The sequence below is a fragment of the Azospirillum sp. UENF 211521 genome, assembly GCF_058780535.1.
On sequence record NZ_JBSNCF010000001.1, the window covers coordinates 3322234 to 3343896 of the forward strand.

A 21663-nucleotide genomic window follows, 5' to 3' on the forward strand; every position below is an offset into this window, starting at 1 on the left:
GGCGAAGAGTCCCGCCAGCGGGCGGGGTGCCATGCAGGACGGGAATGCCCGCTCCACCCCCCGATTCTCCGGCTTTGTCAGGAGGGCCAACCATGCCTATGATCGGGGGCGCCGTTTAACATTTTCAACATCGGCGAAGCAACATCGGCAACGACCGACACCGGCAGTGAACACAGGGATAGAGATCATGACCGAACAGGGCGTCGCGGCGACTGAAAATTCCGGGCCCGACAATCATGGCGCCGGGAACTCCGCCGCCAGCCGCGACAAGGCGTATTTCCTCCACCCCTACACCAACCTGCACGCGCACGAGACCCAGGGTCCGCTGATCATCGAGCGCGGCGAGGGCGTGCGCGTCTTCGACGACAGCGGCAAGGAATACATCGAGGGTCTGGCCAGCCTGTGGTGCGTGTCGCTGGGCTGGGGCGAGGAGCGCCTCGTCGAGGCCGCCACCCGCCAGATGCGCAAACTGCCGACCTACCACGTCTTCGGCCACAAGAGCCACGAGCCGGGCATCGATCTGGCGGAGCGGCTGATCAAGCTGGCCCCGGTGCCGATGTCCAAGGTGTTCTTCGCCAACTCCGGGTCGGAGGCGAACGACACCGCCGTCAAACTGGTCTGGTATTACAACAACGCGCTGGGCCGGCCGGAGAAGAAGAAGATCCTGTCGCGGGTGAAGGCCTATCACGGCGTCACTGTGGCGACGGCCAGCCTGACCGGCCTGGTGAACAACCACCGCGACTTCGACCTGCCGATCGCCCGCATCCAGCACACCGACTGCCCGCACCATTACCGCTTCGCCGAGCCGGGCGAGAGCGAGGAGGATTTCGCGACCCGTCTGGCGGAAAGCCTGGAGGCGCTGATCCTGGCCGAAGGGCCGGAGACCATCGCCGCCATGTTCGCGGAGCCGGTGATGGGGGCCGGCGGCGTCATCGTCCCGCCCGCGACCTACTTCGCGAAGATCCAGCCGATCCTGAAGAAGTACGACATCCTCCTGGTCGCCGACGAGGTGATCTGCGGCTTTGGGCGCACCGGGAATTTCTGGGGCAGCCAGACCATGGGCATGCAGCCGGACATCATAACCTGCGCCAAGCAGCTGTCCTCCGGCTACCTGCCGATCTCCGCGGTGATGGTGTCGGACGCGGTCTACCGGGCCTGTGTCGAGGAGAGCAAGAAGATCGGCACCTTCGGCCACGGCTACACCTACTCCGCCCACCCGGTGGCGGCGGCGGTGGCGATCGAGACGCTGAAGATCTACGAGGAGCGGGACCTGATCGGCCATGTCCGCGCCGTCGCCCCGCTGTTCCAGCGCCGTCTGAAGGCCCTGGCCGACCATCCTCTGGTCGGCGAGGCGCGCGGCGTCGGCCTGATCGGCGCCCTCGAACTGGTCGCCGACAAGGAGAGCAAGACCCCGTTCGATCCGGTGGGCCGGGCCGGCGCGGTGGTGAACGGGCTGAGCCAGGAGAACGGCCTGATCATCCGCGCCATGGGCGACAGCGTGGCGGTCTGCCCGCCGCTGGTCATCGGCGAGGCGGACATCAACCTGATGTTCGACCGCCTGACCACGGCGCTGGACGCCGCGATCCCCGTCCTGCGCGGCTAACGGCCGGTTCCGCGACGGGAAAGGGCCGCCCCGCCATCCGGCGCGGGCGGCCCTTTTTCATTCCGAAGCGGTGCTCAGGATCGGGCGGTGTTGATGACGTGGGACGAGACCGGGACGCCGGCCGCTGCCGCGTCGCGGATCAGCGCGTCGGCGGTCGGCCAGACCATCCGCCCGTTCAATTGCACCAGCGTGTCCTCGTGCACGGCCATGTAACCGCCCACGCTGGCCATGAAGATCAGACGCGCCAGACGCCCCGCCGGCGGAGCGGACTCGTCCGTCGGCCCCTCGTCGGCACGGGTCACCGCGTCGGAGCGGAGCGACGACGGCACGGCGGGACGCCGCGGCAGGGACGGCGCCGGGGACACAGCGGCGGCGGACGCCGGGCGGAAAGGGATGACCATGCTCCCACCGGGGGCAATGGCGCCACGGCCGGGCTCCAAACCCGACACTCGCCGGCCTCGCGCGCTGTCGAAGGTCAGAACGGCATTCATGGCGCAACACTCCTCATCAACGTCTTGAATGAATGCTCTCACCTTCCCTTGTCAGCGTCCATACCACCTTGTTCGTAAAAGAGCTCAACAAAGGTATTCGGCGCAATCGGACAGCATATTCAGCAAAACTTGCGCTCCGTTATACCTCGGGAACATTCGCAATCACTTGGAATCATCAATGAAACGGGAGGGCGAAAGGGTGTTTCCCAACGGCGGCAACGGTGCAACGGGCACCGGGCGGGAAACGCTCCGACCAAGCGATCATCCATAGGTCGAATGGTCCCGCCGCGGCGGATCGGGGAGAATTGGTGTCTCACAGGGCAGACCTTTTGACCTCGGTCAATGCCGGGTGGCAACACGGCAACGATCATGCCATCTTCCTAACGTGCTAGGCCCGGTGGCTGGACTGCCCGGACTGCACCCGCCCCTTCGGATGAATGCGAACGGAACGCGCGATGGATTACGAGAGCTTTTTCCGCACCCAGATCGCCAGCCTGAAACAGGATGGCCGCTACCGGGTCTTCGCCAACCTCGAACGGCACGCGGGGAACTTTCCGAAAGCCACCTTCCGCGACGCCTCCGGGAAGGAGCGGCAGGTCACCGTCTGGTGCTCGAACGACTATCTGGGCATGGGCCAGAACCCGGTCGTCCTGCAGGCGATGCACGACGCCGTCGACGGCGTGGGTGCGGGCGCCGGCGGCACGCGCAACATCTCCGGCACCAACATCTACCATGTGCTGCTGGAGCGCGAGCTGGCCGACCTTCACCAGAAGGAGGCGGCGCTGCTCTTCACCTCCGGCTACGTGTCCAACGACGCGACGCTGGGGACGCTGGGCAAGCTGCTGCCGAACTGCGTGATCCTGTCGGACGCGCTGAACCACAATTCGATGATCACCGGCATCCGCAACAGCGGCGCCGAGAAGCACATCTTCCGCCACAACGACCCCAAGCATCTGGACGAGCTGCTGTCGCAGATCGCCCCGGACCGCCCGAAGGTCGTGGCGTTCGAGAGCGTCTATTCCATGGACGGCGACGTCGCCCCGATCCATGACCTGTGCGACGTCGCCGACAAGCATGGCGCCATGACCTATCTGGACGAGGTGCACGCGGTCGGCATGTACGGCCCGCGCGGCGGCGGCGTGGCGGAGCGCGACGGCGCCATGGACCGGCTGACCATCATCGAGGGCACGCTGGGCAAGGCCTTCGGCGTGCAGGGCGGCTACATCACCGGTTCCACCGCGCTGGTCGACTGCATCCGCAGCTTCGCCGCCGGCTTCATCTTCTCCACCTCGTTGTCGCCGGTCCTGGCCGCCGGGGCTCTCGCCAGCATCCGTTATCTGAAGCAGAGCCAGACGGAGCGCGACCAGCACCAGGAGCGCGCGGCGACGCTGAAGCGGCTGATGGCCGAGGCCGGCCTGCCGGTGATGCCGTCGGCCAGCCACATCGTTCCGGTGATGGTCGGCGACGCCCACCGCTGCAAGCGCGCCTCGGACGAGCTGATGGAACGGCACGACATCTACGTCCAGCCGATCAACTACCCGACCGTGCCGCGCGGCGGCGAGCGCCTGCGCTTCACCCCCACCCCGCTGCACAGCGACGCCGAAATGGCGCGCCTCGTCGACGCCCTGCTCGACGTGTGGAGCCGCCTGGACCTGCGTCTGGCGGCGTAACCCCTCACCCCCTCCTGCGCGCTCTCCCGCGCGCAGGAGGGGATTCGGTGATCTCCCGGCGATAACGGCATCGGCGCTCTGGACTTGTGGGCCGGAGCGCCTTACCTTTAGACGTTGCTGAGAACGTTTCGCAACGTTCGGTCCGCAACCGTCGACAGCCGCCGTCCAATCGCCACCGCCCAGGGGTTCGCCATGTACCGTGACAACTCGCTGATGCCGAAGGAGGCCGTGCGCCTCGCCGTCCTGGGCACGCTGATCCAGAACGGGCCGCAGCGTTACGCCGACCTGGCCGGCGCGCTCCGCCATTTCCTCGACCGCATCGTCGGCCCGTCGCTCGACCTCATGGGCACGTCGCTGGAGATGCTGCGCTACGAGGGGCTGATCGAGGCGCTGGACGGCACCGGCATGGAGGACAACGCCCTGCTCGGCGCGACCGAGGCCGGACGGGCGGAGTTCGACACGCTGATGCGCGCCAACGTCCGCGCTCCGTCGGCGGACGGGCTGAACAAGCTGGTCATCGCGCTGAAGCTGCGTTTCCTGCATCTGCTGGACGTCGAGTCGCAGCGCGACCAGATTGACCACCTCGCCTCGCTCTGCGAGACCGAGCTGGCGCGTCTGGGCGACCTGAAGCGGGGAAGTGCGGGGACCGACGGCCATTTCGCCGATTGGCTGGAGCATGACATCGCCCAGGCCGAGGAACGGCTGGCCTGGTTCAACACTCTCCTGTCACGGTTGTGATCGGCGCGGCGTTTTCGTCGCCTTTCATGCGAGTGTCTGTTCCGCGTTAGGGTTCTGGTGTAGTTTTCGGGCCATACTGCCTAACCCGAAAGCATAGTCAGGACCCCCCGCCATGGCTTCCAACCTGTCGCCCGACGATCTCGAAGACCGCCTGCGCGTCGAATTCATGGACGACGCCCGCGACCGGTTGGAGGTGATGAACGCCGCACTGGAAGGCGTGGCCAAGGGCACGCGGGAGGAAACCGCGGTCATTGGCGTTCTCCGGCTGGAAGCCCACAATTTCAAGGGCATGGGCACCAGCTTCGGCTACCCCACCGTCAGCCTCGTCGCGCACCGCCTGGAGGAGTATCTGTCCGGCCTGAAACGGCTGGAGGCCCGCGAGCTGAACGACGCCCAGGTCTTCGTGGACCGGATCGCCGAGCTGGTGGACCGCGCCGAGCAGCCGCAGGTTGCGGAAACGAACCGGATCATCCGCGCCCTGCCGGTGCGCTACCAGTTCGAGATCACCGACATCCAGATCAGCAACGTCGAGATCATGCTGGTCACCCCGTCCAAGGTCGTCGCCAAGAAGCTGGGCAGCGAACTGGCGGCCTGCGGCTTCCGCACCGTGACGGTCAGCGACCCCATCGAATCGATCAGCCTCGCCGTGCGCGTCCCGCCGGACATGCTGATCGCGTCGATGGTGATGGACGGCCTGTCCGGCCTGGACCTGATCCGCGGCCTGCGCGCGATGAGCGTCACCCACAACGTGCCGATGGCGCTGCTGACCTCGATGAGCCTGGACAACCCGGCGCTCAAGGAAATCCCGCACGGCGTCTCGGTCATCCGCGTCGGCGAGCATTTCGGCGACGACTTCGCGGCGGTGGTGGCCAAGCACAACCTCGGCTGAGGTTCAGGAGTCTTGCGGGCAAAAGGACTTCACGGATTACACGGATCTTTCCACGGATTACACGGATTTTTCTTTGATCTTGCTCAGCAGAAGCCTCTCAAAAAGCCATTGCCGAGCAAGCATCAGAAAAAATCCGTGTGATCCGTGCTTTAAATCCGCGAAATCCGCGTAAATCTTGTGCGCCCAGAGTCTTACCCCCAACGGGCGACCACCCGCATCAATACAAATGCTGCCCGCCGGTGATGAACATCTCCGTTCCGGTGACGTAGCCCGAGTCGGGGCCGCACAGGTAGAAGACCACCGCCGCCACATCCTCCGGCGTGCCCATGCGCTTCAGCGGGATGCGCGGGATCAGCACGTCGTATTCCGGGCCGGTCATGGCGGTCTCGATCTCGCCCGGCGCCACGGCGTTGACGCGCACGCCGATCTCGGCGAACTCCACCGCCATCTCGCGGGTCAGGCCGGACAGCGCCGCCTTGGACGTCGAATAGGCCGACCCGGCGAAGGGGTGCACCGAATGGCCGGCGATCGAGGTCACGTTGACGATCGCCCCCTTCGCCCGCGACAGCGGCGCCGCGAAGCCGCGCGCCAGCACCAGCGGGGCGAAGAAGTTCAGCTCGAACACCCGGTGCCAGCCTTCGATGGCCCCGTTCAGGCAGCCGAGTCGCTCCTTGATCGGCGTCTTGGGCGAGATGCCGGCGTTGTTGATCAACGCGTGCAGCGGCGCTCCATCCAGAGCCCGGTTGGCTTCCTCCAGGAAGCGGGCGCGGCTGTCCGGATCGGACAGGTCCGTCGGGATGTGGTGGGTCCAGTTCGGATCGCGCCGGCAATGGTCCGGCACCTCCTCGCGGGAACAGGAAATGACCCGCCAGCCCTCGGCGCTGAAGCGCTGAACGGTGGCGTGGCCGATGCCCCGGCTCGCGCCGGTCAGAATGACGGTTTTACGGTGCGGCATGATGTCCACGATAGCCCGCTTCGTCGCACCGCGCCAGCGCGGCCGTTGCCGGTCAGACCCTCCACCGTTGACGGGCGCGCTCCACCGCCCAACCTTCAGCCTGAGTCCAACCGTTTCACGATATCCAGGAGGGCCGCCGACGTGCTCCCCCGTTTGATGGCTGCCCTTCTGCTTTCCGGCGGCCTGCTGGCCGGCCTGGGCGACACGGCTGCGGCGCAGGCCGCCGCCCGAACCGATGCCTGCGTGCCGCCCGGCGGCTGGGCCGACGCCGCCGCGCGCCCGCTGAACGCCGCCGACCTGCTGCGCCGCGCCGCGGCATCGCCCGCCGTGCTGCTGGGAGAGCGGCACGACGACGCCGACCACCACCGCTGGCAGCTTCACACCCTGGCGGCGCTGCACGCGCTGAACCCCGATCTGGCGGTCGGCATGGAGATGTTCCCACGCAGCGTCCAGCCGGTCCTCGACCGCTGGAGCGCCGGGCAGCTGACCGAGGCGGAGCTGCTGCGCGAGACCAACTGGCCGAAGGTCTGGGGCTACGACGCGCGCTTCTACCTGCCGATCCTGCATTTCGCCCGGATGAACCGGCTGCCGGTGGTCGCGCTGAACGTCGACCGCGGGCTGGTCAGCCGCACCGCGCGCGAGGGCTGGGCCGCCGTCCCCGCCGGCGAGCGGGAGGGCGTGGGCGACCCGGCCCCTCCCCCCGCCTCCTACACCGAGCGGCTGCGCCAGGTGATGGCCGCCCACGGCCCGACCGAGCGCCGCTCCGGCAGTTTCGAGCGCTTCGTCGAGGCGCAATCCGTCTGGGACCGCGCCATGGCCGAGCGGATCGCCGAGACCCACCGCCAGACCAACCGGACTGTCGTCGCCATCCTCGGCCAGGGGCATATCGAAGGCCGCGACGGTGTCCCCCATCAGCTGGCCGACCTCGGCGTCCGGAACAGCGTCGTCCTGCTGCCCTGGGACGAGGACCGCCCCTGCGCCGAGTTGGACGGGCGGATCGCCGACGCGGTCTACGGGCTGGGCGCGAGCGAGGCGCCGGCCGAGACGCCCCGCCCCCGGCTGGGCGTGATGCTGGAGCCGGGACCGGAGGGTGTGCGCGTGCGCTCCGTCACCGAGGGCAGCGTCGCCGCCGCCGCCGGCCTGACAGCGGGCGACCTTGTGGTCGCCGCTGCGGGCTCTCCGGTCCGCGAAGCCACCGACCTGACGGCGGTGGTGCAGCGTCAGGCCCCCGGCACATGGCTGCCGCTGACCGTGAAGCGCGAGCAGGGCACGGCGGAACTCGTGGCGAAGTTCCCCGCCGCGCCCACCGTGGAATAACGGGGTGGAGTGATCGGAGTTAGAGCATCCGCTCCCACTGCGCCAGCACGTCCGGCGTGGGGTTCACCGCCGGGGCGAAGTCCTGGCGGCCCAGCCGCGACCGGTGTTCGCGCAAAGCCCACTGGACGGTCGGGAAGGCGAGCTCGTCCCAGGGGATCTCCTCCCAGCGGAACAGCCCGACCTCCTGGCTTTCCGGCCCGGCCGACACGTCCGGCGACAGCAGGCGGGCGCGGAAGATCATCTGCACCTGGCTGATGCGTGGGATGTCGTAGACGGCCAGCAGCGAATCGATGGCGATCCTGGCCCGCGCCTCCTCCCACGCCTCGCGGGCGGCGCCCTCCATGGTGCTTTCCCGCTCCTCCATGAAGCCGGCGGGCAGCGTCCAGTAGCCCTTGCGCGGTTCGATGGCGCGGCGGCACAGCAGGATGCGGTCCTCCCAGGTCGCCACCGACCCGACGACGATCAGCGGGTTCTGGTAGGCGATGTAGCCGCAGTCCGGACAGGTCAGCCGCTCGCGGTCCTCGCCGGGCGGGATGGTGCGGACGCGGGGGCCCTTGAGGGGACCTTGGGAAGAGCCGGAATGGGAGGAGGGATCGTCGGGCATCCGTCGGATATGGCGCAGACGGGGACGACGGGCAAGCCCGCATCGCCGACCCGAATCGCGAGTGGAACGGAACCGCCGATGGGTTCTTCTTTGTTCATTGCCCGTTCTCTTTCCTGATTCGTTCCTGTAGTCTCGGCGTTCGCAGCGATCTCCGGGGAATTTCATGCAATTCGCGTTCGACGCACAGTCGGTGCTTCTCGGCGGCCTTGCCGGCGCCCTTCTCGGGGCGATCCTGGCGGGCATGATCGTGCGCCTCTACGCCGCACGCGCCGAGGCGGAGGCCGCCGCCATCCACGCCGAACTGGTCACCCGGCTCGACGTCGCCGAGCGAATCGAGGGCGACCTGCGGGAGGAGGTCGAAGCCCGCGACCACCAGATCGCCCGGCTGACCGGCGAGCTGTCCGCCGCCCGCGAACGGCAGGCGGAGCTGTCCACCACGCTGGCCCGCGAGCGCGCGTCGGCGGCGGAGAAGCTGGCCCTTCTGGAGCGCGCGCAGGCCACCCTGTCCGACAGCTTCAAGGCCCTGTCGGCGGAGGCCCTGCGCTCCAACAACCAAAGCTTCCTCGACCTCGCCAAGGAGACGCTGACGACCTTCCAGGAGCAGGCGCGCGGCGACCTGGAGAAGCGGCAGACCGCCATCGCCGACATCGTCGCCCCGGTGCGCCAGTCGCTGGAACGCATGGACGGCCAGATCCAGGAGATGGAGCGCAGCCGCGCCGGCGCCTACGAGGGGCTGAAGCAGCAGGTGCTGTCGCTGGTGGAGACCCAGTCCCAGCTCCGCACGGAGACCGGCAACCTCGTCCGCGCCCTGCGCAGCCCGGTGGCGCGCGGGCGTTGGGGCGAGATCCAGCTCCGCCGGGTCTGCGAGATGGCCGGCATGCTGGACCATTGCGACTTCGTGGAGCAGATGAGCGTGGAGGCCGCCGGCGGCCGGCTGCGCCCCGACCTCGTGGTCAAGCTGCCCGGCGGCAAGACCATCGTGGTGGACGCCAAGACGCCGCTGGAGGGCTATCTCGACGGCGTGCAGGCGGCCGACGACGGCGCCCGCCGCGACGGGTTGTCGCGCCACGCCCGCCATGTGCGGGAGCATATGAAGCAGCTCGGCACCAAGGCCTATTGGGATCAGTTCGCGGATTCCCCAGAATTCGTCGTGCTGTTCCTGCCCGGCGAGAACTTCTTCTCCGCGGCGCTGGAGCACGACCCGGCGCTGATCGAGGCGGGCATCGACCACCGGGTGATCCTCGCCACCCCGACGACGCTGATCGCGCTGTTGCGCGCCGTCGCCTACGGCTGGCGGCAGGAGCGGCTGACCGACAGCGCCCGCGAAATCAGTGCGCTGGGCGCCGAACTCTACAAGCGCCTGCACGATCTGGGCGGCCATATGGAACGGCTGGGCGGGCAGCTCGAAAAGGCCGTGGGCAGCTACAACGGGGCGGTCGGCAGCCTGGAATCCCGCGTGCTGGTCACCGCCCGCCGCTTTCGCGACCTGCACGCCACCCCGGACAGCGCCGAGGAGATTCCTCTGCTGGAACCGCTGGACCACGCCCCGCGCCCGCTCCAGGCGCCGGAACTTCGTGCGGCCGAGCCCCGGGCAGCGGAATTGAGAGCAACAGAATTGAGGGCGGCGGAACTGCGCGCGGCGGCCAGAGCGTAGGGCCGAAGTCTGCAACCCAGATTTGCCCGTCTTGTTTCGCCTTGCAAAGGAGGGGAGCGGTCCCAATTTCCCTCCTGTCATTCTGCTTCGGACTGCCGGCCTGCTACGCCTTCGGGTGCCCAGATCGTCGCTATGCCTGGACACAGTCTGATGCGCCGCACCGGCCGATGCGGCGCCTTTCATACTAATCGGAGAGCAATCATGCCCGTCGGTACCGTCAAGTGGTTCAACAGCACCAAGGGTTATGGCTTCATTCAGCCGGACAACGGTGGCGCGGACGTCTTCGTCCACATCTCCGCGGTCGAGCGTGCGGGCCTGCGCAGCCTGAATGAAGGCCAGAAGGTGTCCTACGAGGAGCAGCGCGATCCGAAGCGCGGCAAGACCTCGGCGGAGAACCTGAAGGCCGTCTGAGCCACGTCTCACGGCACGGCATCGGAGGGGGCACCGGGAAACCGGTGCCCTTTTCCGTTGCGCGCTTTTCCTCTACAAGCCCCCCCCTGACGTTCGGAGTTCCCCCCATGGCCAAGACCAAGAAGAAGCAGCCGGTGGACAGCGCCTTCGTGCTGTTCGACGTGCTGTACGAAGACGGCGCCCGCACCTCCAACCGCAAGGTCCCCGGCACGCTGGTCGGCGGCCTGGACGGCGACGAGCCGGCCCGCGGCTTCATCGAGGAGCAGGACCGCAAGATCGCCGAGATGTCCGGCAATCCCCGCGGCCCCATCAAGTCGATCACCCGCTCGCCCCTCTGAGGAGCGGCCGTCATGACAGGATCGGCGGGTCGCCCCGGGTTGTGCCTTGCGCCTTCCTTGACCTCGTGGCCCGCCCCTCATATTTTGACGGATTGTCGCACCTCCACGCACCGTTGCTGAGTTCCCATGGCCGTTCTCGATATCCTCGTCGCCCCGCACCCTGTCCTGAAGCAGAAGGCGAAGCCCGTCGACAAGGTCGACGCCCGCATCGCCAAGCTGATGGACGACATGGTCGAGACCATGTACGCCGCGAAGGGCATCGGCCTCGCCGCGCCGCAGATCGGCGTCCTGGAGCGGGTGATCGTCGTGGACGTGCACGACAAGGACGAGAAGCCGAACCCCATCCGCCTCGCCAACCCGGAAATCGTCTGGAAGTCGGACGAGACGTCGGTGTGCGAGGAGGGTTGCCTGTCGGTGCCCGACCAGTACGCCGAGGTCACCCGCCCGTCCTCGGTCCGCGTCCGCTATCTGGACGAGACCAACGAGACCCGCGAGATTGAGGCCGACGGCATGCTGGCCACCTGCATCCAGCACGAGATCGACCATCTGAACGGCGTGCTGTTCGTCGACTACCTGTCGATGCTGAAGCGCAACATGATCCTGCGCAAAGTCCAGAAGATGCAGCGCGCCTAACCTTCTGACGCCTAACCTTCTGACGTTGGACGACTCTTCATGACGCCGCTCCGCCTCGTTTTCATGGGCACGCCGGACTTCGCCGTGCCCAGCCTGCGCGCCCTGGCCGATGCCGGGCACGAGGTGGTCTGCGTCTACAGCCAGCCGCCCCGCCCCGCCGGGCGCGGGCAGCAGGTCCAGAGTTCCCCGGTCCACCGCTTCGCCGAGGAACGCGGCATCCCCGTGCGCACGCCCAAGTCGTTGCGCAACGCCGAGGCCCAGGCGGAGTTCGCCGAGTTGAAGGCCGACGCCGCGGTGGTCGCCGCCTACGGTCTGATCCTGCCGCAGCCGATCCTCGACGCGCCGCGGCTGGGCTGCCTGAACGTGCACGGTTCCCTGCTGCCGCGCTGGCGCGGCGCCGCCCCGATCCAGCGCGCGATCCTGGCCGGCGATGCCGAGACCGGCATCACCATCATGCAGATGGACATCGGGCTGGACACCGGGGCCATGCTGCTGAAGGGCGCGGTGCCGATCACCGCGGAGACCACCGCCAGCAGCCTGCACGACGCGCTGGCCGACATGGGCGCCCGCCTGATCGTCGAGGCGCTCGACGGCCTCGCCGCCGGCCGCCTGACCGCCGAGCCGCAGCCCGAGGACGGCGTGACCTACGCCGCCAAGCTGACGCGCGAGGATGGCCGGCTCGACTGGAGTAAAGGCGCTCCGTATATTGACAAGCAGGTGCGCGCACTGACGCCTTGGCCCGGTTGCTGGTTCGACGTGCCGATTGCGAACAGAGTCGAGCGCATCAAGGTGCTGGCGGCCGAAGTTGAGGATATTCCTCATGGAAGGCCGACCGGAACACTGCTGGATGATTACCTGACCATTGCCTGCGAAGATCACTTCGGGGCTATCCGCCTTCTGATCGTCCAGCGACCGGGCAAGGCGCCCGTGAGCGGTGCGGACTTCCTGCGCGGCCTGCACGGCGCCCTGCCCGTCGGCACCCGTCTCGGCGACGCCGCATGCAGCGCTGGAAACTGACCCTCGAATACGACGGCCGGCCCTTCGTCGGCTGGCAGCGGCAGGACAACGGCCCCTCCGTCCAGCAGACGCTGGAGGAGGCCATCGAGCGCCTGTCCGGCGAAACCGTGCGCGTCCACACCTCCGGACGGACGGACGCCGGGGTGCACGCGCTGGGACAGGTCTGCCATTTCGATCTGGAAAAGCCCTTCACCGGGCTGAAGCTGCGCGACGCGCTGAACTTCCACCTGAGGCCCGCCCCCGTGGCCGTCCTGCTGGCCGAGGCGGTGCCGGAGGATTTCCACGCGCGCATGACCTGCCTGGGGCGCAGCTACGTCTTCCGCATCGTCAACCGCCGCGCCCCGCTCGCCCTGGAGACGGGCCGCGCTTGGCACGTCATGCGGCCGTTGGACGCCGAAGCGATGCACACGGCCGCTCAAGTCCTGGTGGGCCAGCACGATTTCACCAGCTTCCGCGCCGCGCTCTGCCAGGCCAATTCCCCGGTCAAGACGCTGGAGCGGCTGGCCGTCGAGCGGGTCGGCGACGAGGTCCGGGTGCACGCCGCCGCCCGTTCCTTCCTGCACCATCAGGTGCGCAACATGGTGGGCACGCTGGAGCTGGTCGGGGCCGGCAAGTGGAGCGCCGACGATCTGCGCCGCGCGCTGGAGGCCCGCAACCGCTCCGCCGCCGGGCCGACCGCCCCGCCGGACGGTCTGTATTTCGTCAACGCCCGCTACTGACACTCCCAAGGCGGCGGCTGGCGCTCGTCGCCAATTGCCGATAGACTCTCCGGCGAAGCACAACCGGCCGGGTTTCCGTCGCCGTGCACCGCCGTCCGCTGCGCCTGTTCCCGCTGTTCCTTCTGCTGATGGCCGCCCTGCTGCTGACCGGCTGCGGCGTGGACGGCGATCAGGCCGCTCTGTGCGGCAAGCTGATCCCGGCCTTCGACTCCGGCCCCGTCACCATCCTGGACACGGAGGCGCTGGGCGGCGACGAGCCGGCGCTGCGCCTGACCTACCGGGCGGAGACCGGCACCCACTGGATCGCCTGCCGCTTCGGCGGACGCTTCTTCGATTCGCGACGGCATGAGCTGGTGATGGTAGCGACCGACCGCATGGGGCGGCTGCGGCCCATGCAATTCACCATGCTGCGCATCTGGGCCGGCCTGCCCGCCGCCCGCCTCGGCCTGCCGCCGGAGTCGAGCGGACCGGAACCGCAACCGCGGACGGACTGGGCGCCGCTGCTGTTCTTCCTGCAACAGCTCATCAACGCGGCCACGGTGGCGTGCGTCTACGGGCTGCTGGCGCTGGGCTACACGCTGGTCTACGGCATCCTCGGGCAGATCAACCTCGCCATGGGCGAGTTGACGATGATCGGCGCCATGCTGACCGCCATGGGGGCGGCGGCGCTGGGCATGGCCGGGCTGGGCAACCTGCCGCTGGCGGTGCTGGGGGTCTTCGCCACGGTGATGGCCTTCACCGCCGTCCAGGGCTGGACCATGGACCGGCTGGTGTTCCGCCGCCTGCGCCGCGCCCACAATCACACGCCGCTGATCGCCGCCGTCGGCCTCTCCATCGCCTATCAGGAGGGGATGCGGCTTCTGCACGGTGCCCGCGACTGGTGGCCCGCCCAGTTCCTGGCCGACCGGCACGAGCTGCTCAGCGACGGCGCCTTCACCGTCACCGCCCTGACCTCGCAGGCGGTCATCCTGCTGATGACCGGGGGGCTCTACGCCCTGCTGTGGGCGATCATGCAGCGCACCGCCTACGGCCGCGCCCACCGCGCCTGCGCTGACGACGTCGGGGCGGCGGAGCTGGTCGGGGTGGACGTGGACCGCACCGTCGCCACCACCTTCGCGGTGGGCGGCGCACTGGCGGCGGCGGCGGGGGCGGTGATCGCGCTCTATTACGGCGGGGTCAATTTCTACACGGGCTATCTGATCGGCTTCAAGGCGCTGGCCGCCGCGGTGGTCGGCGGCATCGGGTCGGTCCCCGGCGCCATGCTGGGCGGAGCCCTGCTGGGGCTGGTCGAGACCTTCTGGTCGGCCTATTTCGCCATCGCCTACAAGGACATCGTGGCCTTTGGCCTGCTCACCCTCTTCCTGATCTACCGCCCGGACGGGCTGATGGGCCGAAGCCGTGGGCGGGGGGATTGAAGCCCCCACACCGCAAGCCGGTCAGCACAGGACCGCTCCCATGGCGGCGGCGATGGTGTCCAGGTCGCGGTCGGTCACCGTGAACAGCCCGAAGCGGAACGGATAGCCCCAGTTCCGCACCCCGGCGGAGAAGTCCAGCCGGTCGAGCAGGGGCTGGATCGGCGTCTCCCGCCCGTCCAGCCACCGCACGTCGCGGCGGAAGGGCACGAAGCCCCCGCCCATGTCGAACGGGTAAGGCGTGCCGTCCCGCACGATCCCCACGGCGGTAAAGGATTGCAGGCGGTCCTTTCCCTGGAAGCGCTCGGTCGGCGAATAGTAGGCGACGCGGTCCCCCGGGCGGATGCGGCGCAGCGGCGCCGCTTTGCCGTGGCAGACCTGCATGAAGCCCTCCGCCCGCCCCCGCCGGGCATGCTCGGCGGAGGCGACGGCGATCCAGCTGCGGCTGGCGGTGGTCCGATCCATGACGGGCCTCACGCTTCCGTCGGGGCGAAGACGCGCAGGCGGTGACCGTCCGGGTCCAGCGCGACGAAGGTGTGGCCGAAATCCATGGCGGTCGGCGGCTGGGCGATGGTCAGGCCGCGCCGCACCCAGTCGTCGTGAAGGGCTTGCACCGCCTCGGCACCGGCCACCCGGAAGCCGATCTCGCCGCTGCCGCCGAGCGGCCCGACGGAAGCCGCCGGCTCCACTGTGTGGCGCGACCACAGCCCCAGCATGACGCCGGAGTCCAGGGCGAACATGGCGAAGGTGGGCGACGCCTCGACCGGCGGCTTACCGGTCAGGTCGGCGTAGAAGGCGGCGCTGGCGGTCGGGCTATCCACATAGAGGAGGATGGTGTTGGCGCTGAACATGGGCTGCTTCCTCGCTGGTCTCCGGTGCGGGCGATCCCGTCCGGTGAAGACCAAGCTAAGGCACCACACTGACAGTTTCTGTCAGCAGTCGTGCGCGGACGCGCTCACCGCGCCGGGATGCCCTCGGCCTCGCGCCATTCCTTCAGCAGCGCCTGCCGCCGCCGCGGGTAGCGGGCCTCCAGCGCCGTCACGGAGACGATGCGGTCGGCGCGGAAATGGCGGATCGCCCCGCGCAGCTCGCACCACGCGACCAGGACGCGCAGCCGGTCGAAGAAGCCGAGCGCGAAGGGCCAGACGACGCGCTCGCTGGCAGCCCCGTCGCGGTCGCGGTAGGCGATGGACAGCTTGCGCTCCCCGCGGATGGCCCGCCGGACGACGGCGAGGTCGACGCCGTCCCCGATGATCGGCTCCCCCGGCCCGACGAGCAGCGCCGAGGCGTCCATGCGGTCGCGGAGGTCCGGCGGCAGCACCGCCGCGATCTTGGCGAGCGCGTTCTGCGCCGCCGCCCCCAGCGCGCCGTCCGCCCGGTCGGCCACCCAGCGGATGCCCAGCGCGAGCGCCTCGATCTCCTCCTCCGCGAACATCAGCGGCGGCAGCAGGAAACCGGGTTGGAGGAGATAGCCGACGCCCGGCTCGCCGTCGATGCGGGCGCCCTGCGCCTGGAGGGTGGCGATGTCGCGGTAGATCGTGCGCAGGCTGACGCCGAGTTCGTCGGCGAGGACATGCCCGCTGACCGGCCGGCGATGGCGCCGCAGGCACTGGATCAGGTCGATGAGGCGTTCGGCGCGCGACAGCGGAGGATGCCCCTAAAAACGACGAAGCGGGGACGGCTGAAAGGCCATCCCCGCTCCGGGCGTACCAGCGGACCGTGAGAGCTTACAGGCTGCGCACGTCGGTCAGATGCCCGGTCACCGCCGCCGCGGCGGCCATGGCCGGGCTGAGCAAGTGGGTGCGCCCGCCGCGGCCCTGGCGGCCCTCGAAGTTGCGGTTGGAGGTCGAGGCGCTGCGCTCGCCCGGCGACAGGCGGTCGGCGTTCATGGCGAGGCACATGGAACAGCCCGGCTCACGCCACTCGAAACCGGCCTCGGTGAAGATCTTGTCCAGACCCTCTTCCTCCGCCTGCTCCTTGACGAGACCCGAGCCCGGAACGACCAGGGCGCGCACGCCCTCGGCGACCTTGCGGCCCTGGGCGATCACCGCGGCGGCGCGCAGATCCTCGATGCGGCCGTTGGTGCAGGAGCCGATGAAGACGGTGTCCACCTTCACGTCGGTCAGCTTCTGGCCGGGCTCCAGGCCCATGTAGGCCAGCGAGCGCTCGACGGCGGCGCGCTTGCCGGCGTCGGCCACGTCGGCCGGGTTCGGCACGGTCGCGGTGATCGGCAGCACGTCCTCCGGGCTGGTGCCCCAGGTGACCTGCGGAACGATGTCGGCGGCGTTCAGCACGACGGTGGTGTCGTAGACCGCGCCCTCGTCCGACGGCAGGGTCTTCCAGTACTCCACCGCCTGTTCCCAGGCGCCGGCCTTCGGGGCCAGGGCGCGGCCCATCACATACGCGAAGGTCTTCTCGTCCGGGGCGATCAGGCCGGCGCGGGCGCCGCCCTCGATGGCCATGTTGCAGACGGTCATGCGGCCTTCCATCGACAGGCCGCGGATGGCGTCGCCGGCGAACTCGATGACGTGGCCGGTGCCGCCGGCGGTGCCGATCCGGCCGATGATCGCCAGCACGATGTCCTTGGCGGTCACCCCGGCCGGCAGCTCGCCGTCGACGCGGACCAGCATGTTCTTGGCCGGCTTCTGCAGCAGGGTCTGGGTGGCCAGCACATGCTCCACCTCGGACGTGCCGATGCCGAAGGCCAAGGCGCCAAAGGCACCATGAGTCGCCGTGTGGCTGTCGCCGCAGACGATGGTGGCGCCGGGCAGCGTGAAGCCCTGCTCCGGACCGACGATGTGCACGATGCCCTGGCGGACGTCGTCCATCGGGAAGTAGCGGACGCCGAAGTCGCGCGCGTTCTTGTCCAGCGTCTCGACCTGGATGCGGCTCTCCTCCTCGGTGATGCCCTTGGAGCGGTCGGTGGTCGGGACGTTGTGGTCGGGAACGGCGAGGGTCGCTTCCGGACGGCGCACCGGACGGCCGGCAAGCCGCAGCCCCTCGAACGCCTGCGGGCTGGTCACTTCATGGACCAGATGGCGGTCGATGTAGAGGATGCAGGTGCCGTCGTCCTGACGGTGGACGACGTGGCTGTCCCAAATCTTGTCGAACAGGGTGCGCGGCTTGGACATAGCAACTCTCTCTCGCGGCAATTCTCTCTCGCAAACCACAGACCGGACGAACGAAGCGTGCGGTAAGAGGGCCGCACAATAGCCGTCTCTTTCAACCAGGACAAGGCCGAGCCTGTGGAAAACACCCCTCATCCCGCAGCGAAAAATCGCCGCTCCCCCGCGCCGCCCATCGGCTGGCGGGGAAGGCGCTCCTTATGGTAGCGTCCGCCCACCGAACTCCATTGCCCCATTCGATGAAGGGTCATCCCGTGACGGACCCCACTGTCCGCTGTGAACGCTGCGAACGGCCTTATCCCGCCGAGCTTCCCGGCTGCCCGAACTGCCGGCGCATCCGCCAGACCAACATCGCCATCGCCACCACCATGATCCTTCTGGTGCTGTTCGCCATCGGCGGCTGGTTCGGCATCCAGGTCTTCACCGGCTTCTCCACCAGCGGCGCGCCGTAACGCCGGCCCTCCCGCGGGGCTGCCGCACCGGGAACGCAGACCTCCCGCCCCCACCCGCGCCGTAGGATGCGGCAAAATTCGGGGCGGGAGGACTTATGGCGGATCAGGCCATGCCACGCACCACGGCCGGCCAGGGACCCGTGGGCGGTCCGGGCGCCGTGGTCTACGCGCAGCTTGCGGGAATTGTGCTGTTCTGGGGCGCCAACTGGCCCCTGATGAAGCTGGCGCTGTCCGACATCGGGCCGCTGACCTTCTGTCTTCTGCGCTTCACGGGGGCGGCGGCGGTGCTGGCCCTGCTGTCGCGGGTGCTGCGCTTCCCCCTTCTCCCGCAGCGCGGCGAACGCTGGCCGCTCGCCCTGGTCGGGCTGCTGCAGATCGCCGGCATGCTGGACCTCAGTTCCATCGGCCTGCGGGTGGTGCCGCCGGGACGGGCCGCGGTGCTGGCCTACACCATGCAGATGTGGGCGCTGCCGCTGGGCGTGCTGCTGGCCGGGGAGCGCTTCACGCGTGGGCGCGTGATCGGCGCGCTGCTCACCTTCGCGGGCGTTCTCATCTTCTTCAACCCGGCGCTGGTCGATTGGAGCGACCCGGCGGTGCTGCTGGGCAACGGGCTGCTGCTGGCCTGCGCGCTGAGCTGGGCGCTCGGCGCCACCCTCTACCGCCGCCGGCGCGGCGGCTGGCGCACGCCCTTCTGGACTCAGACCTTCTGGCAGATTGCCGCCAGCGCCGTGGCGACCGCGCCGCTGGCCCTGGCGGCGGAGCACGCCCGGCCGATCCACTGGACTCCCGCGCTGGGGACCGTCCTGGCCTTCAACTGGGTGATCGCGACGGGGCTGTGCTTCTGGTGGTGGGCGAAGTCGCTGACCGCCATGCCGGCGGCCCAGGCCGGGCAGATCATCTGCCTCGTCCCCATCACCGCCCTTTTGCTGAGCGCGGTCTTCATGGGTGAGCCGCTGACCGTCGGCGTGCTGGTCGCGGTGGCGCTGATCGGCGCGGGCATCCTGGTGACGGTGCGCGCGCGGTAGGGGGAGCGGCTGCACTGGGCCCCCACCCAACCCTCCCCCGCTGACGCAGGGGAGGGCTTAAATCTCCTCCCCCTGCAAAGCGGGGGGAGGGAGGGAGGGGGGCATCGGCGCAACCACGTCCCCGCCATCACCGCCCCAACGCCAAACACCCGCCCGGATCGCTCCGGGCGGGTGCTGGTTCAGGCGTACCGAACGAAAGGGCGCCGGATTACTCCGCGGCGGCCTTCGTGTTGTTCATGCCGCGGCCGGTCGTGCGCTCGGCGATACGGGCCGACTTGCCGCGACGGTCGCGCAGATAGTACAGCTTGGCGCGGCGGACGGCGCCCTTGCGGACCAGCTCGATCGACTCCAGACGCGGGGAGTAGAGCGGGAACACGCGCTCCACACCCTCGCCGTAGCTGATCTTGCGGACGGTGAAGGACGAGTTCACGCCGGCGTTCCGGCGGGCGATCACGACGCCCTCGTAAGCCTGGACACGCTCGCGCGTGCCCTCGACCACCTTCACGTTCACGCGGACGGTGTCGCCCGGCGAGAACACGGGAATGGTCTTGCCGCCGAGGGCCTTCTCGATCTGCTCCTGCTCGAGCTGCTGCAACAGGTTCATGACACTACCCCTTTCCATCGGTGCGCCTCGCGGCGGACCGTCACTCTGGTTTCGGGCCGCGCCGGCGACCCCGTTTTCCAATCTGACCCTCGGCCTTCCTGCCCGCCTCGTAGCGGTCCCACAGATCCGGTCGCCGGGCCTGCGTGATCCGCTCCGCCTCGGCGAGCCGCCAGGCGCGAACCTTCTCGTGGTGGCCGGACAACAGGATGTCCGGAACCGACCGTTCCACACCCTGCCCGTCGGTCCAGACCGCGGGCCGGGTGTAGTGGGGGTATTCGAGCAACCCCCGTTCGAAACTTTCCTCGCCCGCCGTCTCCACATTGCCCATGACACCGGGGAGCAAGCGCACCACGGCGTCGATCAGGCACAGGGCGGCGGTCTCGCCGCCGGACAGCACGAAATCCCCGAGGCTGACCTCCTCAAGGCCGTGCGCGTCCAGCACCCGCTCATCCACCCCTTCGTACCGGCCGCAGAGCAGGGTGACCACCGGAGTGGCCGCCAGCTCCTTGACCAGCTCCTGGTCGAGCACCCGTCCGCGAGGCGACAGGTAGATCGCCCGTCCGCGTCCAGGAGTGCCCGGAGGACCCGCCGTCGCGGTCAGAGCCGCGTCCAGCACGTCGGGCCGCATGACCATGCCGGCCCCTCCGCCGAAGGGGGTGTCGTCGACGGAGCGGTGTTTATCGCGCGCGAACGAGCGAATGTCCACTGATTCCAACGCCCAGACTCCATTTTCCAGCGCCTTTCCCGCGAGGCTGAGCCCCAGCGGACCCGGAAACATCTCCGGGAACAGCGTCAGAACCTTGGCCGTCCAGACAAGGGAACCGGAAGCGCCGTGATTCACGGGCGGGTTCCCTTGTTTTCAACGTCGTCTTCAGCGGCATCCGCGCCCTCCGGCGCGTCCTCTCCGTCCTTTTCCGCCTCGCCTTCGCGCGCTTCGATGACGGCGGGAAGATCGACCACGACGCGGCCTCCCTTCACATCGACCACCGGAACGCAGGCGCGGGTGAAGGGCAGCATCTCCAGCGGCCCCGATTCGGTGCGGATCTCCAGCACGTCACCGGCTCCGAAGTCGTACAGCGCCTTCACCGTGCCCCAGACGGTGCCGTCGGTGAGTTCCGCACGCAGCCCGATCAGGTCGGCGTGGTAGAACTCGTCCTCGTCCTCCGTCTCGGGCAGGGCGGAACGGTCCACATAGAGCCGGACACCGGTCAGCTCCTGCGCCTGTTCGCGCGTGGCGATGCCATCGACGCGGACCAGGAACAGGTCCTTCATGGTGCCCTGAAGCGTCAGCACGAAGCGCCGGGCGCCCCGCTCGTCCGAGAGGGGGCCGTAGGACGCCACGGCCGCCGCGTCCTCGGTGAAGCTTTTCACCTTCACGAGGCCGCGGACGCCGTGCGCCCCGGCGAATTGGCCGACGCAGACTTTTGTGGACATGGCTTGAGCGTGTGCGTTGCGGGGCGTTTCTTGCCCCCTCCCTACCCCTCCCCCGCCTTCGGCGAGGGAGGGAATCTCAGCCCTCCACCGCCAAAGGCGGGGGAGGGAGGGACCCGCAAAGCGGGAGGGAGGGGGCAAACACGCCGATCCTTATCAGCCCTCGGCGGCGGCCTTGGCGGCGGCCTCGGCCTTCAGACGCTCCTGCGCCTTGGCCTTCGGGGCGGACTTCTTCGGGGTCTCGCGGATTTCCGGCTTGGCGATCAGGCCGGCGTTCGCCAGGAACAAGGCGACGCGGTCCGTCGGCTGGCCGCCGACCGACAGCCAATGCTTGGCGCGCTCGGCGTCCAGGACGATGCGCTGCTCGTGCTCGCGCGGCAGCATCGGGTTGTAGGTGCCGATCTTCTCGATGAAGCGGCCGTCGCGCGGGCTGCGGGCGTCGGCAACGACGATCGAGTAGAACGGGCGCTTCTTGGCGCCGCCACGGGCGAGACGGATCTTCAGGGACATGGGAGAGTCGCTTCCTTGGTGTAGTCGCTTGATAGGCGGTTGAAGGTGATCGCGCTCATCGCGCG

The 21663-nt window shown here is 68.9% G+C and carries 25 protein-coding genes and 1 pseudogene; 14 read left to right on the plus strand and 12 right to left on the minus strand.

Annotated features, from left to right (window positions below):
• The first annotated feature begins 187 nt into the window (after positions 1-187).
• The gene (locus tag ACWPN5_RS15605; RefSeq protein ID WP_145681362.1) at positions 188-1603 is read left to right on the plus strand and encodes an aspartate aminotransferase family protein; all 1416 of its coding nucleotides are present in this window, start codon (positions 188-190) and stop codon (positions 1601-1603) included.
• Between the two features lie 74 nt (positions 1604-1677).
• On the opposite strand, the gene ACWPN5_RS15610 is transcribed toward ACWPN5_RS15605, so the two are convergent.
• Entirely contained in the window at positions 1678-2004 is a 327-nt protein-coding gene (locus ACWPN5_RS15610; protein WP_145681361.1) for a hypothetical protein, read from the minus strand.
• Positions 2005-2549: 545 nt separating this feature from the next.
• Here ACWPN5_RS15610 and hemA point away from each other — a divergent pair.
• From hemA to ACWPN5_RS15625, 3 genes are all read left to right on the plus strand, one after another.
• Positions 2550-3764: a 5-aminolevulinate synthase gene (gene hemA / locus ACWPN5_RS15615; protein ID WP_145674785.1), complete on the plus strand. Its 1215-nt coding sequence runs from the start codon at positions 2550-2552 to the stop codon at positions 3762-3764.
• 192 nt (positions 3765-3956) lie between these two features.
• The gene (locus ACWPN5_RS15620; RefSeq protein ID WP_145674787.1) at positions 3957-4502 is read left to right on the plus strand and encodes a hypothetical protein; all 546 of its coding nucleotides are present in this window, start codon (positions 3957-3959) and stop codon (positions 4500-4502) included.
• Positions 4503-4614: 112 nt separating this feature from the next.
• Entirely contained in the window at positions 4615-5391 is a 777-nt protein-coding gene (locus tag ACWPN5_RS15625; protein WP_109070772.1) for a response regulator, read from the plus strand.
• Between the two features lie 217 nt (positions 5392-5608).
• On the opposite strand, the gene ACWPN5_RS15630 is transcribed toward ACWPN5_RS15625, so the two are convergent.
• Positions 5609-6346: an SDR family NAD(P)-dependent oxidoreductase gene (locus ACWPN5_RS15630; protein WP_145674790.1), complete on the minus strand. Its 738-nt coding sequence runs from the start codon at positions 6344-6346 to the stop codon at positions 5609-5611.
• A 141-nt stretch (positions 6347-6487) separates the two neighbouring features.
• Here ACWPN5_RS15630 and ACWPN5_RS15635 point away from each other — a divergent pair, with 141 nt between their 5' ends.
• Positions 6488-7663: a ChaN family lipoprotein gene (locus tag ACWPN5_RS15635; RefSeq protein ID WP_492296196.1), complete on the plus strand. Its 1176-nt coding sequence runs from the start codon at positions 6488-6490 to the stop codon at positions 7661-7663.
• Between the two features lie 19 nt (positions 7664-7682).
• Here ACWPN5_RS15635 and ACWPN5_RS15640 read toward each other — a convergent pair whose 3' ends face one another.
• Complete coding sequence (locus ACWPN5_RS15640) at positions 7683-8267, minus strand: NUDIX hydrolase (RefSeq protein ID WP_200477856.1); 585 nt, start codon at positions 8265-8267, stop codon at positions 7683-7685.
• Between the two features lie 163 nt (positions 8268-8430).
• On the opposite strand from ACWPN5_RS15640, the gene ACWPN5_RS15645 reads away from it, so the two are divergent.
• The 7 genes from ACWPN5_RS15645 (at position 8431) to ACWPN5_RS15675 (ending at position 14454) form a co-directional block, all read left to right on the plus strand.
• Positions 8431-9921 (plus strand): DNA recombination protein RmuC, encoded by a 1491-nt coding sequence (locus ACWPN5_RS15645; RefSeq protein WP_145681358.1) that lies wholly within the window; start codon positions 8431-8433, stop codon positions 9919-9921.
• 201 nt (positions 9922-10122) lie between these two features.
• On the plus strand, positions 10123-10332 hold the full coding sequence (locus tag ACWPN5_RS15650) for a cold-shock protein (protein WP_014239340.1): 210 nt from the start codon (positions 10123-10125) through the stop codon (positions 10330-10332).
• A gap of 107 nt (positions 10333-10439) precedes the next feature.
• Positions 10440-10670 (plus strand): hypothetical protein, encoded by a 231-nt coding sequence (locus ACWPN5_RS15655; protein WP_014239339.1) that lies wholly within the window; start codon positions 10440-10442, stop codon positions 10668-10670.
• A 126-nt stretch (positions 10671-10796) separates the two neighbouring features.
• Entirely contained in the window at positions 10797-11303 is a 507-nt protein-coding gene (def, locus tag ACWPN5_RS15660; RefSeq protein WP_145681357.1) for a peptide deformylase, read from the plus strand.
• A 39-nt stretch (positions 11304-11342) separates the two neighbouring features.
• Positions 11343-12320 carry a methionyl-tRNA formyltransferase gene (gene fmt, locus ACWPN5_RS15665; RefSeq protein WP_492296198.1) on the plus strand — a complete coding sequence of 326 codons (978 nt, stop codon included), beginning with the start codon at positions 11343-11345 and terminating at the stop codon, positions 12318-12320.
• Entirely contained in the window at positions 12302-13039 is a 738-nt protein-coding gene (gene truA / locus ACWPN5_RS15670) for a tRNA pseudouridine(38-40) synthase TruA (RefSeq protein ID WP_200477854.1), read from the plus strand. The genes fmt and truA overlap by 19 nt, the downstream gene beginning before the upstream one ends.
• An 83-nt stretch (positions 13040-13122) precedes the next feature.
• Complete coding sequence (locus ACWPN5_RS15675; RefSeq protein ID WP_492296200.1) at positions 13123-14454, plus strand: branched-chain amino acid ABC transporter permease; 1332 nt, start codon at positions 13123-13125, stop codon at positions 14452-14454.
• A gap of 21 nt (positions 14455-14475) precedes the next feature.
• On the opposite strand, the gene ACWPN5_RS15680 is transcribed toward ACWPN5_RS15675, so the two are convergent.
• The 5 genes and pseudogenes from ACWPN5_RS15680 to leuC form a co-directional block, all read right to left on the minus strand.
• The gene (locus tag ACWPN5_RS15680) at positions 14476-14916 is read right to left on the minus strand and encodes an EVE domain-containing protein (RefSeq protein ID WP_492296202.1); all 441 of its coding nucleotides are present in this window, start codon (positions 14914-14916) and stop codon (positions 14476-14478) included.
• Between the two features lie 8 nt (positions 14917-14924).
• On the minus strand, positions 14925-15302 hold the full coding sequence (locus tag ACWPN5_RS15685) for a VOC family protein (protein ID WP_145681352.1): 378 nt from the start codon (positions 15300-15302) through the stop codon (positions 14925-14927).
• 104 nt (positions 15303-15406) lie between these two features.
• Positions 15407-15886: a helix-turn-helix transcriptional regulator gene (locus tag ACWPN5_RS15690; protein ID WP_247888149.1), complete on the minus strand. Its 480-nt coding sequence runs from the start codon at positions 15884-15886 to the stop codon at positions 15407-15409.
• Between the two features lie 93 nt (positions 15887-15979).
• A pseudogene (locus ACWPN5_RS15695) lies at positions 15980-16096 on the minus strand (HTH domain-containing protein); the annotation flags it as partial.
• Positions 16097-16178: 82 nt separating this feature from the next.
• Positions 16179-17582, minus strand: coding sequence for a 3-isopropylmalate dehydratase large subunit (gene leuC, locus ACWPN5_RS15700; protein WP_145681350.1), 1404 nt, complete (start codon positions 17580-17582; stop codon positions 16179-16181).
• A 248-nt stretch (positions 17583-17830) separates the two neighbouring features.
• On the opposite strand from leuC, the gene ACWPN5_RS15705 reads away from it, so the two are divergent.
• Together ACWPN5_RS15705 and ACWPN5_RS15710 are read left to right on the plus strand one after the other, a co-directional pair.
• Positions 17831-18028 carry a hypothetical protein gene (locus ACWPN5_RS15705; protein ID WP_145681349.1) on the plus strand — a complete coding sequence of 66 codons (198 nt, stop codon included), beginning with the start codon at positions 17831-17833 and terminating at the stop codon, positions 18026-18028.
• A gap of 110 nt (positions 18029-18138) precedes the next feature.
• Positions 18139-19053 carry a DMT family transporter gene (locus ACWPN5_RS15710; RefSeq protein WP_186465978.1) on the plus strand — a complete coding sequence of 305 codons (915 nt, stop codon included), beginning with the start codon at positions 18139-18141 and terminating at the stop codon, positions 19051-19053.
• Positions 19054-19261: 208 nt separating this feature from the next.
• Here the strand turns inward: ACWPN5_RS15710 and rplS are convergent, their stop codons facing one another.
• From rplS to rpsP, 4 genes are all read right to left on the minus strand, one after another.
• Positions 19262-19657, minus strand: a complete 396-nt coding sequence (rplS, locus tag ACWPN5_RS15715) for a 50S ribosomal protein L19 (RefSeq protein WP_014239328.1) — start codon at positions 19655-19657, stop codon at positions 19262-19264.
• Between the two features lie 40 nt (positions 19658-19697).
• Complete coding sequence (gene trmD, locus ACWPN5_RS15720) at positions 19698-20498, minus strand: tRNA (guanosine(37)-N1)-methyltransferase TrmD (protein WP_119509113.1); 801 nt, start codon at positions 20496-20498, stop codon at positions 19698-19700.
• Positions 20495-21091: a ribosome maturation factor RimM gene (gene rimM, locus ACWPN5_RS15725; protein ID WP_492296206.1), complete on the minus strand. Its 597-nt coding sequence runs from the start codon at positions 21089-21091 to the stop codon at positions 20495-20497. Before rimM ends, trmD begins: the two co-directional genes overlap by 4 nt.
• Positions 21092-21244: 153 nt before the next feature.
• Positions 21245-21598: a 30S ribosomal protein S16 gene (rpsP, locus tag ACWPN5_RS15730; RefSeq protein ID WP_014239325.1), complete on the minus strand. Its 354-nt coding sequence runs from the start codon at positions 21596-21598 to the stop codon at positions 21245-21247.
• Between the last annotated feature and the right edge of the window lie 65 nt (positions 21599-21663).

Bases quoted from the DNA above. Each gene is read 5' to 3' on its own strand.
- ACWPN5_RS15680 (WP_492296202.1), bottom strand. From the start codon at position 14,916: ATGGATCGGACCACCGCCAGCCGCAGCTGGATCGCCGTCGCCTCCGCC.
- rimM (WP_492296206.1), bottom strand. From the start codon at position 21,091: ATGTCCACAAAAGTCTGCGTCGGCCAATTCGCCGGGGCGCACGGCGTC.
- rpsP (WP_014239325.1), bottom strand. From the start codon at position 21,598: ATGTCCCTGAAGATCCGTCTCGCCCGTGGCGGCGCCAAGAAGCGCCCG.
- ACWPN5_RS15650 (WP_014239340.1), top strand. From the start codon at position 10,123: ATGCCCGTCGGTACCGTCAAGTGGTTCAACAGCACCAAGGGTTATGGC.
- hemA (WP_145674785.1), top strand. From the start codon at position 2,550: ATGGATTACGAGAGCTTTTTCCGCACCCAGATCGCCAGCCTGAAACAG.
- def (WP_145681357.1), top strand. From the start codon at position 10,797: ATGGCCGTTCTCGATATCCTCGTCGCCCCGCACCCTGTCCTGAAGCAG.
- ACWPN5_RS15605 (WP_145681362.1), top strand. From the start codon at position 188: ATGACCGAACAGGGCGTCGCGGCGACTGAAAATTCCGGGCCCGACAAT.
- rplS (WP_014239328.1), bottom strand. From the start codon at position 19,657: ATGAACCTGTTGCAGCAGCTCGAGCAGGAGCAGATCGAGAAGGCCCTC.
- ACWPN5_RS15690 (WP_247888149.1), bottom strand. From the start codon at position 15,886: ATGTTCGCGGAGGAGGAGATCGAGGCGCTCGCGCTGGGCATCCGCTGG.
- leuC (WP_145681350.1), bottom strand. From the start codon at position 17,582: ATGTCCAAGCCGCGCACCCTGTTCGACAAGATTTGGGACAGCCACGTC.
- ACWPN5_RS15710 (WP_186465978.1), top strand. From the start codon at position 18,139: ATGCCACGCACCACGGCCGGCCAGGGACCCGTGGGCGGTCCGGGCGCC.
- ACWPN5_RS15630 (WP_145674790.1), bottom strand. From the start codon at position 6,346: ATGCCGCACCGTAAAACCGTCATTCTGACCGGCGCGAGCCGGGGCATC.
- ACWPN5_RS15645 (WP_145681358.1), top strand. From the start codon at position 8,431: ATGCAATTCGCGTTCGACGCACAGTCGGTGCTTCTCGGCGGCCTTGCC.
- ACWPN5_RS15640 (WP_200477856.1), bottom strand. From the start codon at position 8,267: ATGCCCGACGATCCCTCCTCCCATTCCGGCTCTTCCCAAGGTCCCCTC.
- ACWPN5_RS15655 (WP_014239339.1), top strand. From the start codon at position 10,440: ATGGCCAAGACCAAGAAGAAGCAGCCGGTGGACAGCGCCTTCGTGCTG.
- ACWPN5_RS15610 (WP_145681361.1), bottom strand. From the start codon at position 2,004: ATGGTCATCCCTTTCCGCCCGGCGTCCGCCGCCGCTGTGTCCCCGGCG.
- ACWPN5_RS15620 (WP_145674787.1), top strand. From the start codon at position 3,957: ATGTACCGTGACAACTCGCTGATGCCGAAGGAGGCCGTGCGCCTCGCC.
- truA (WP_200477854.1), top strand. From the start codon at position 12,302: ATGCAGCGCTGGAAACTGACCCTCGAATACGACGGCCGGCCCTTCGTC.
- fmt (WP_492296198.1), top strand. From the start codon at position 11,343: ATGACGCCGCTCCGCCTCGTTTTCATGGGCACGCCGGACTTCGCCGTG.
- ACWPN5_RS15625 (WP_109070772.1), top strand. From the start codon at position 4,615: ATGGCTTCCAACCTGTCGCCCGACGATCTCGAAGACCGCCTGCGCGTC.
- ACWPN5_RS15685 (WP_145681352.1), bottom strand. From the start codon at position 15,302: ATGTTCAGCGCCAACACCATCCTCCTCTATGTGGATAGCCCGACCGCC.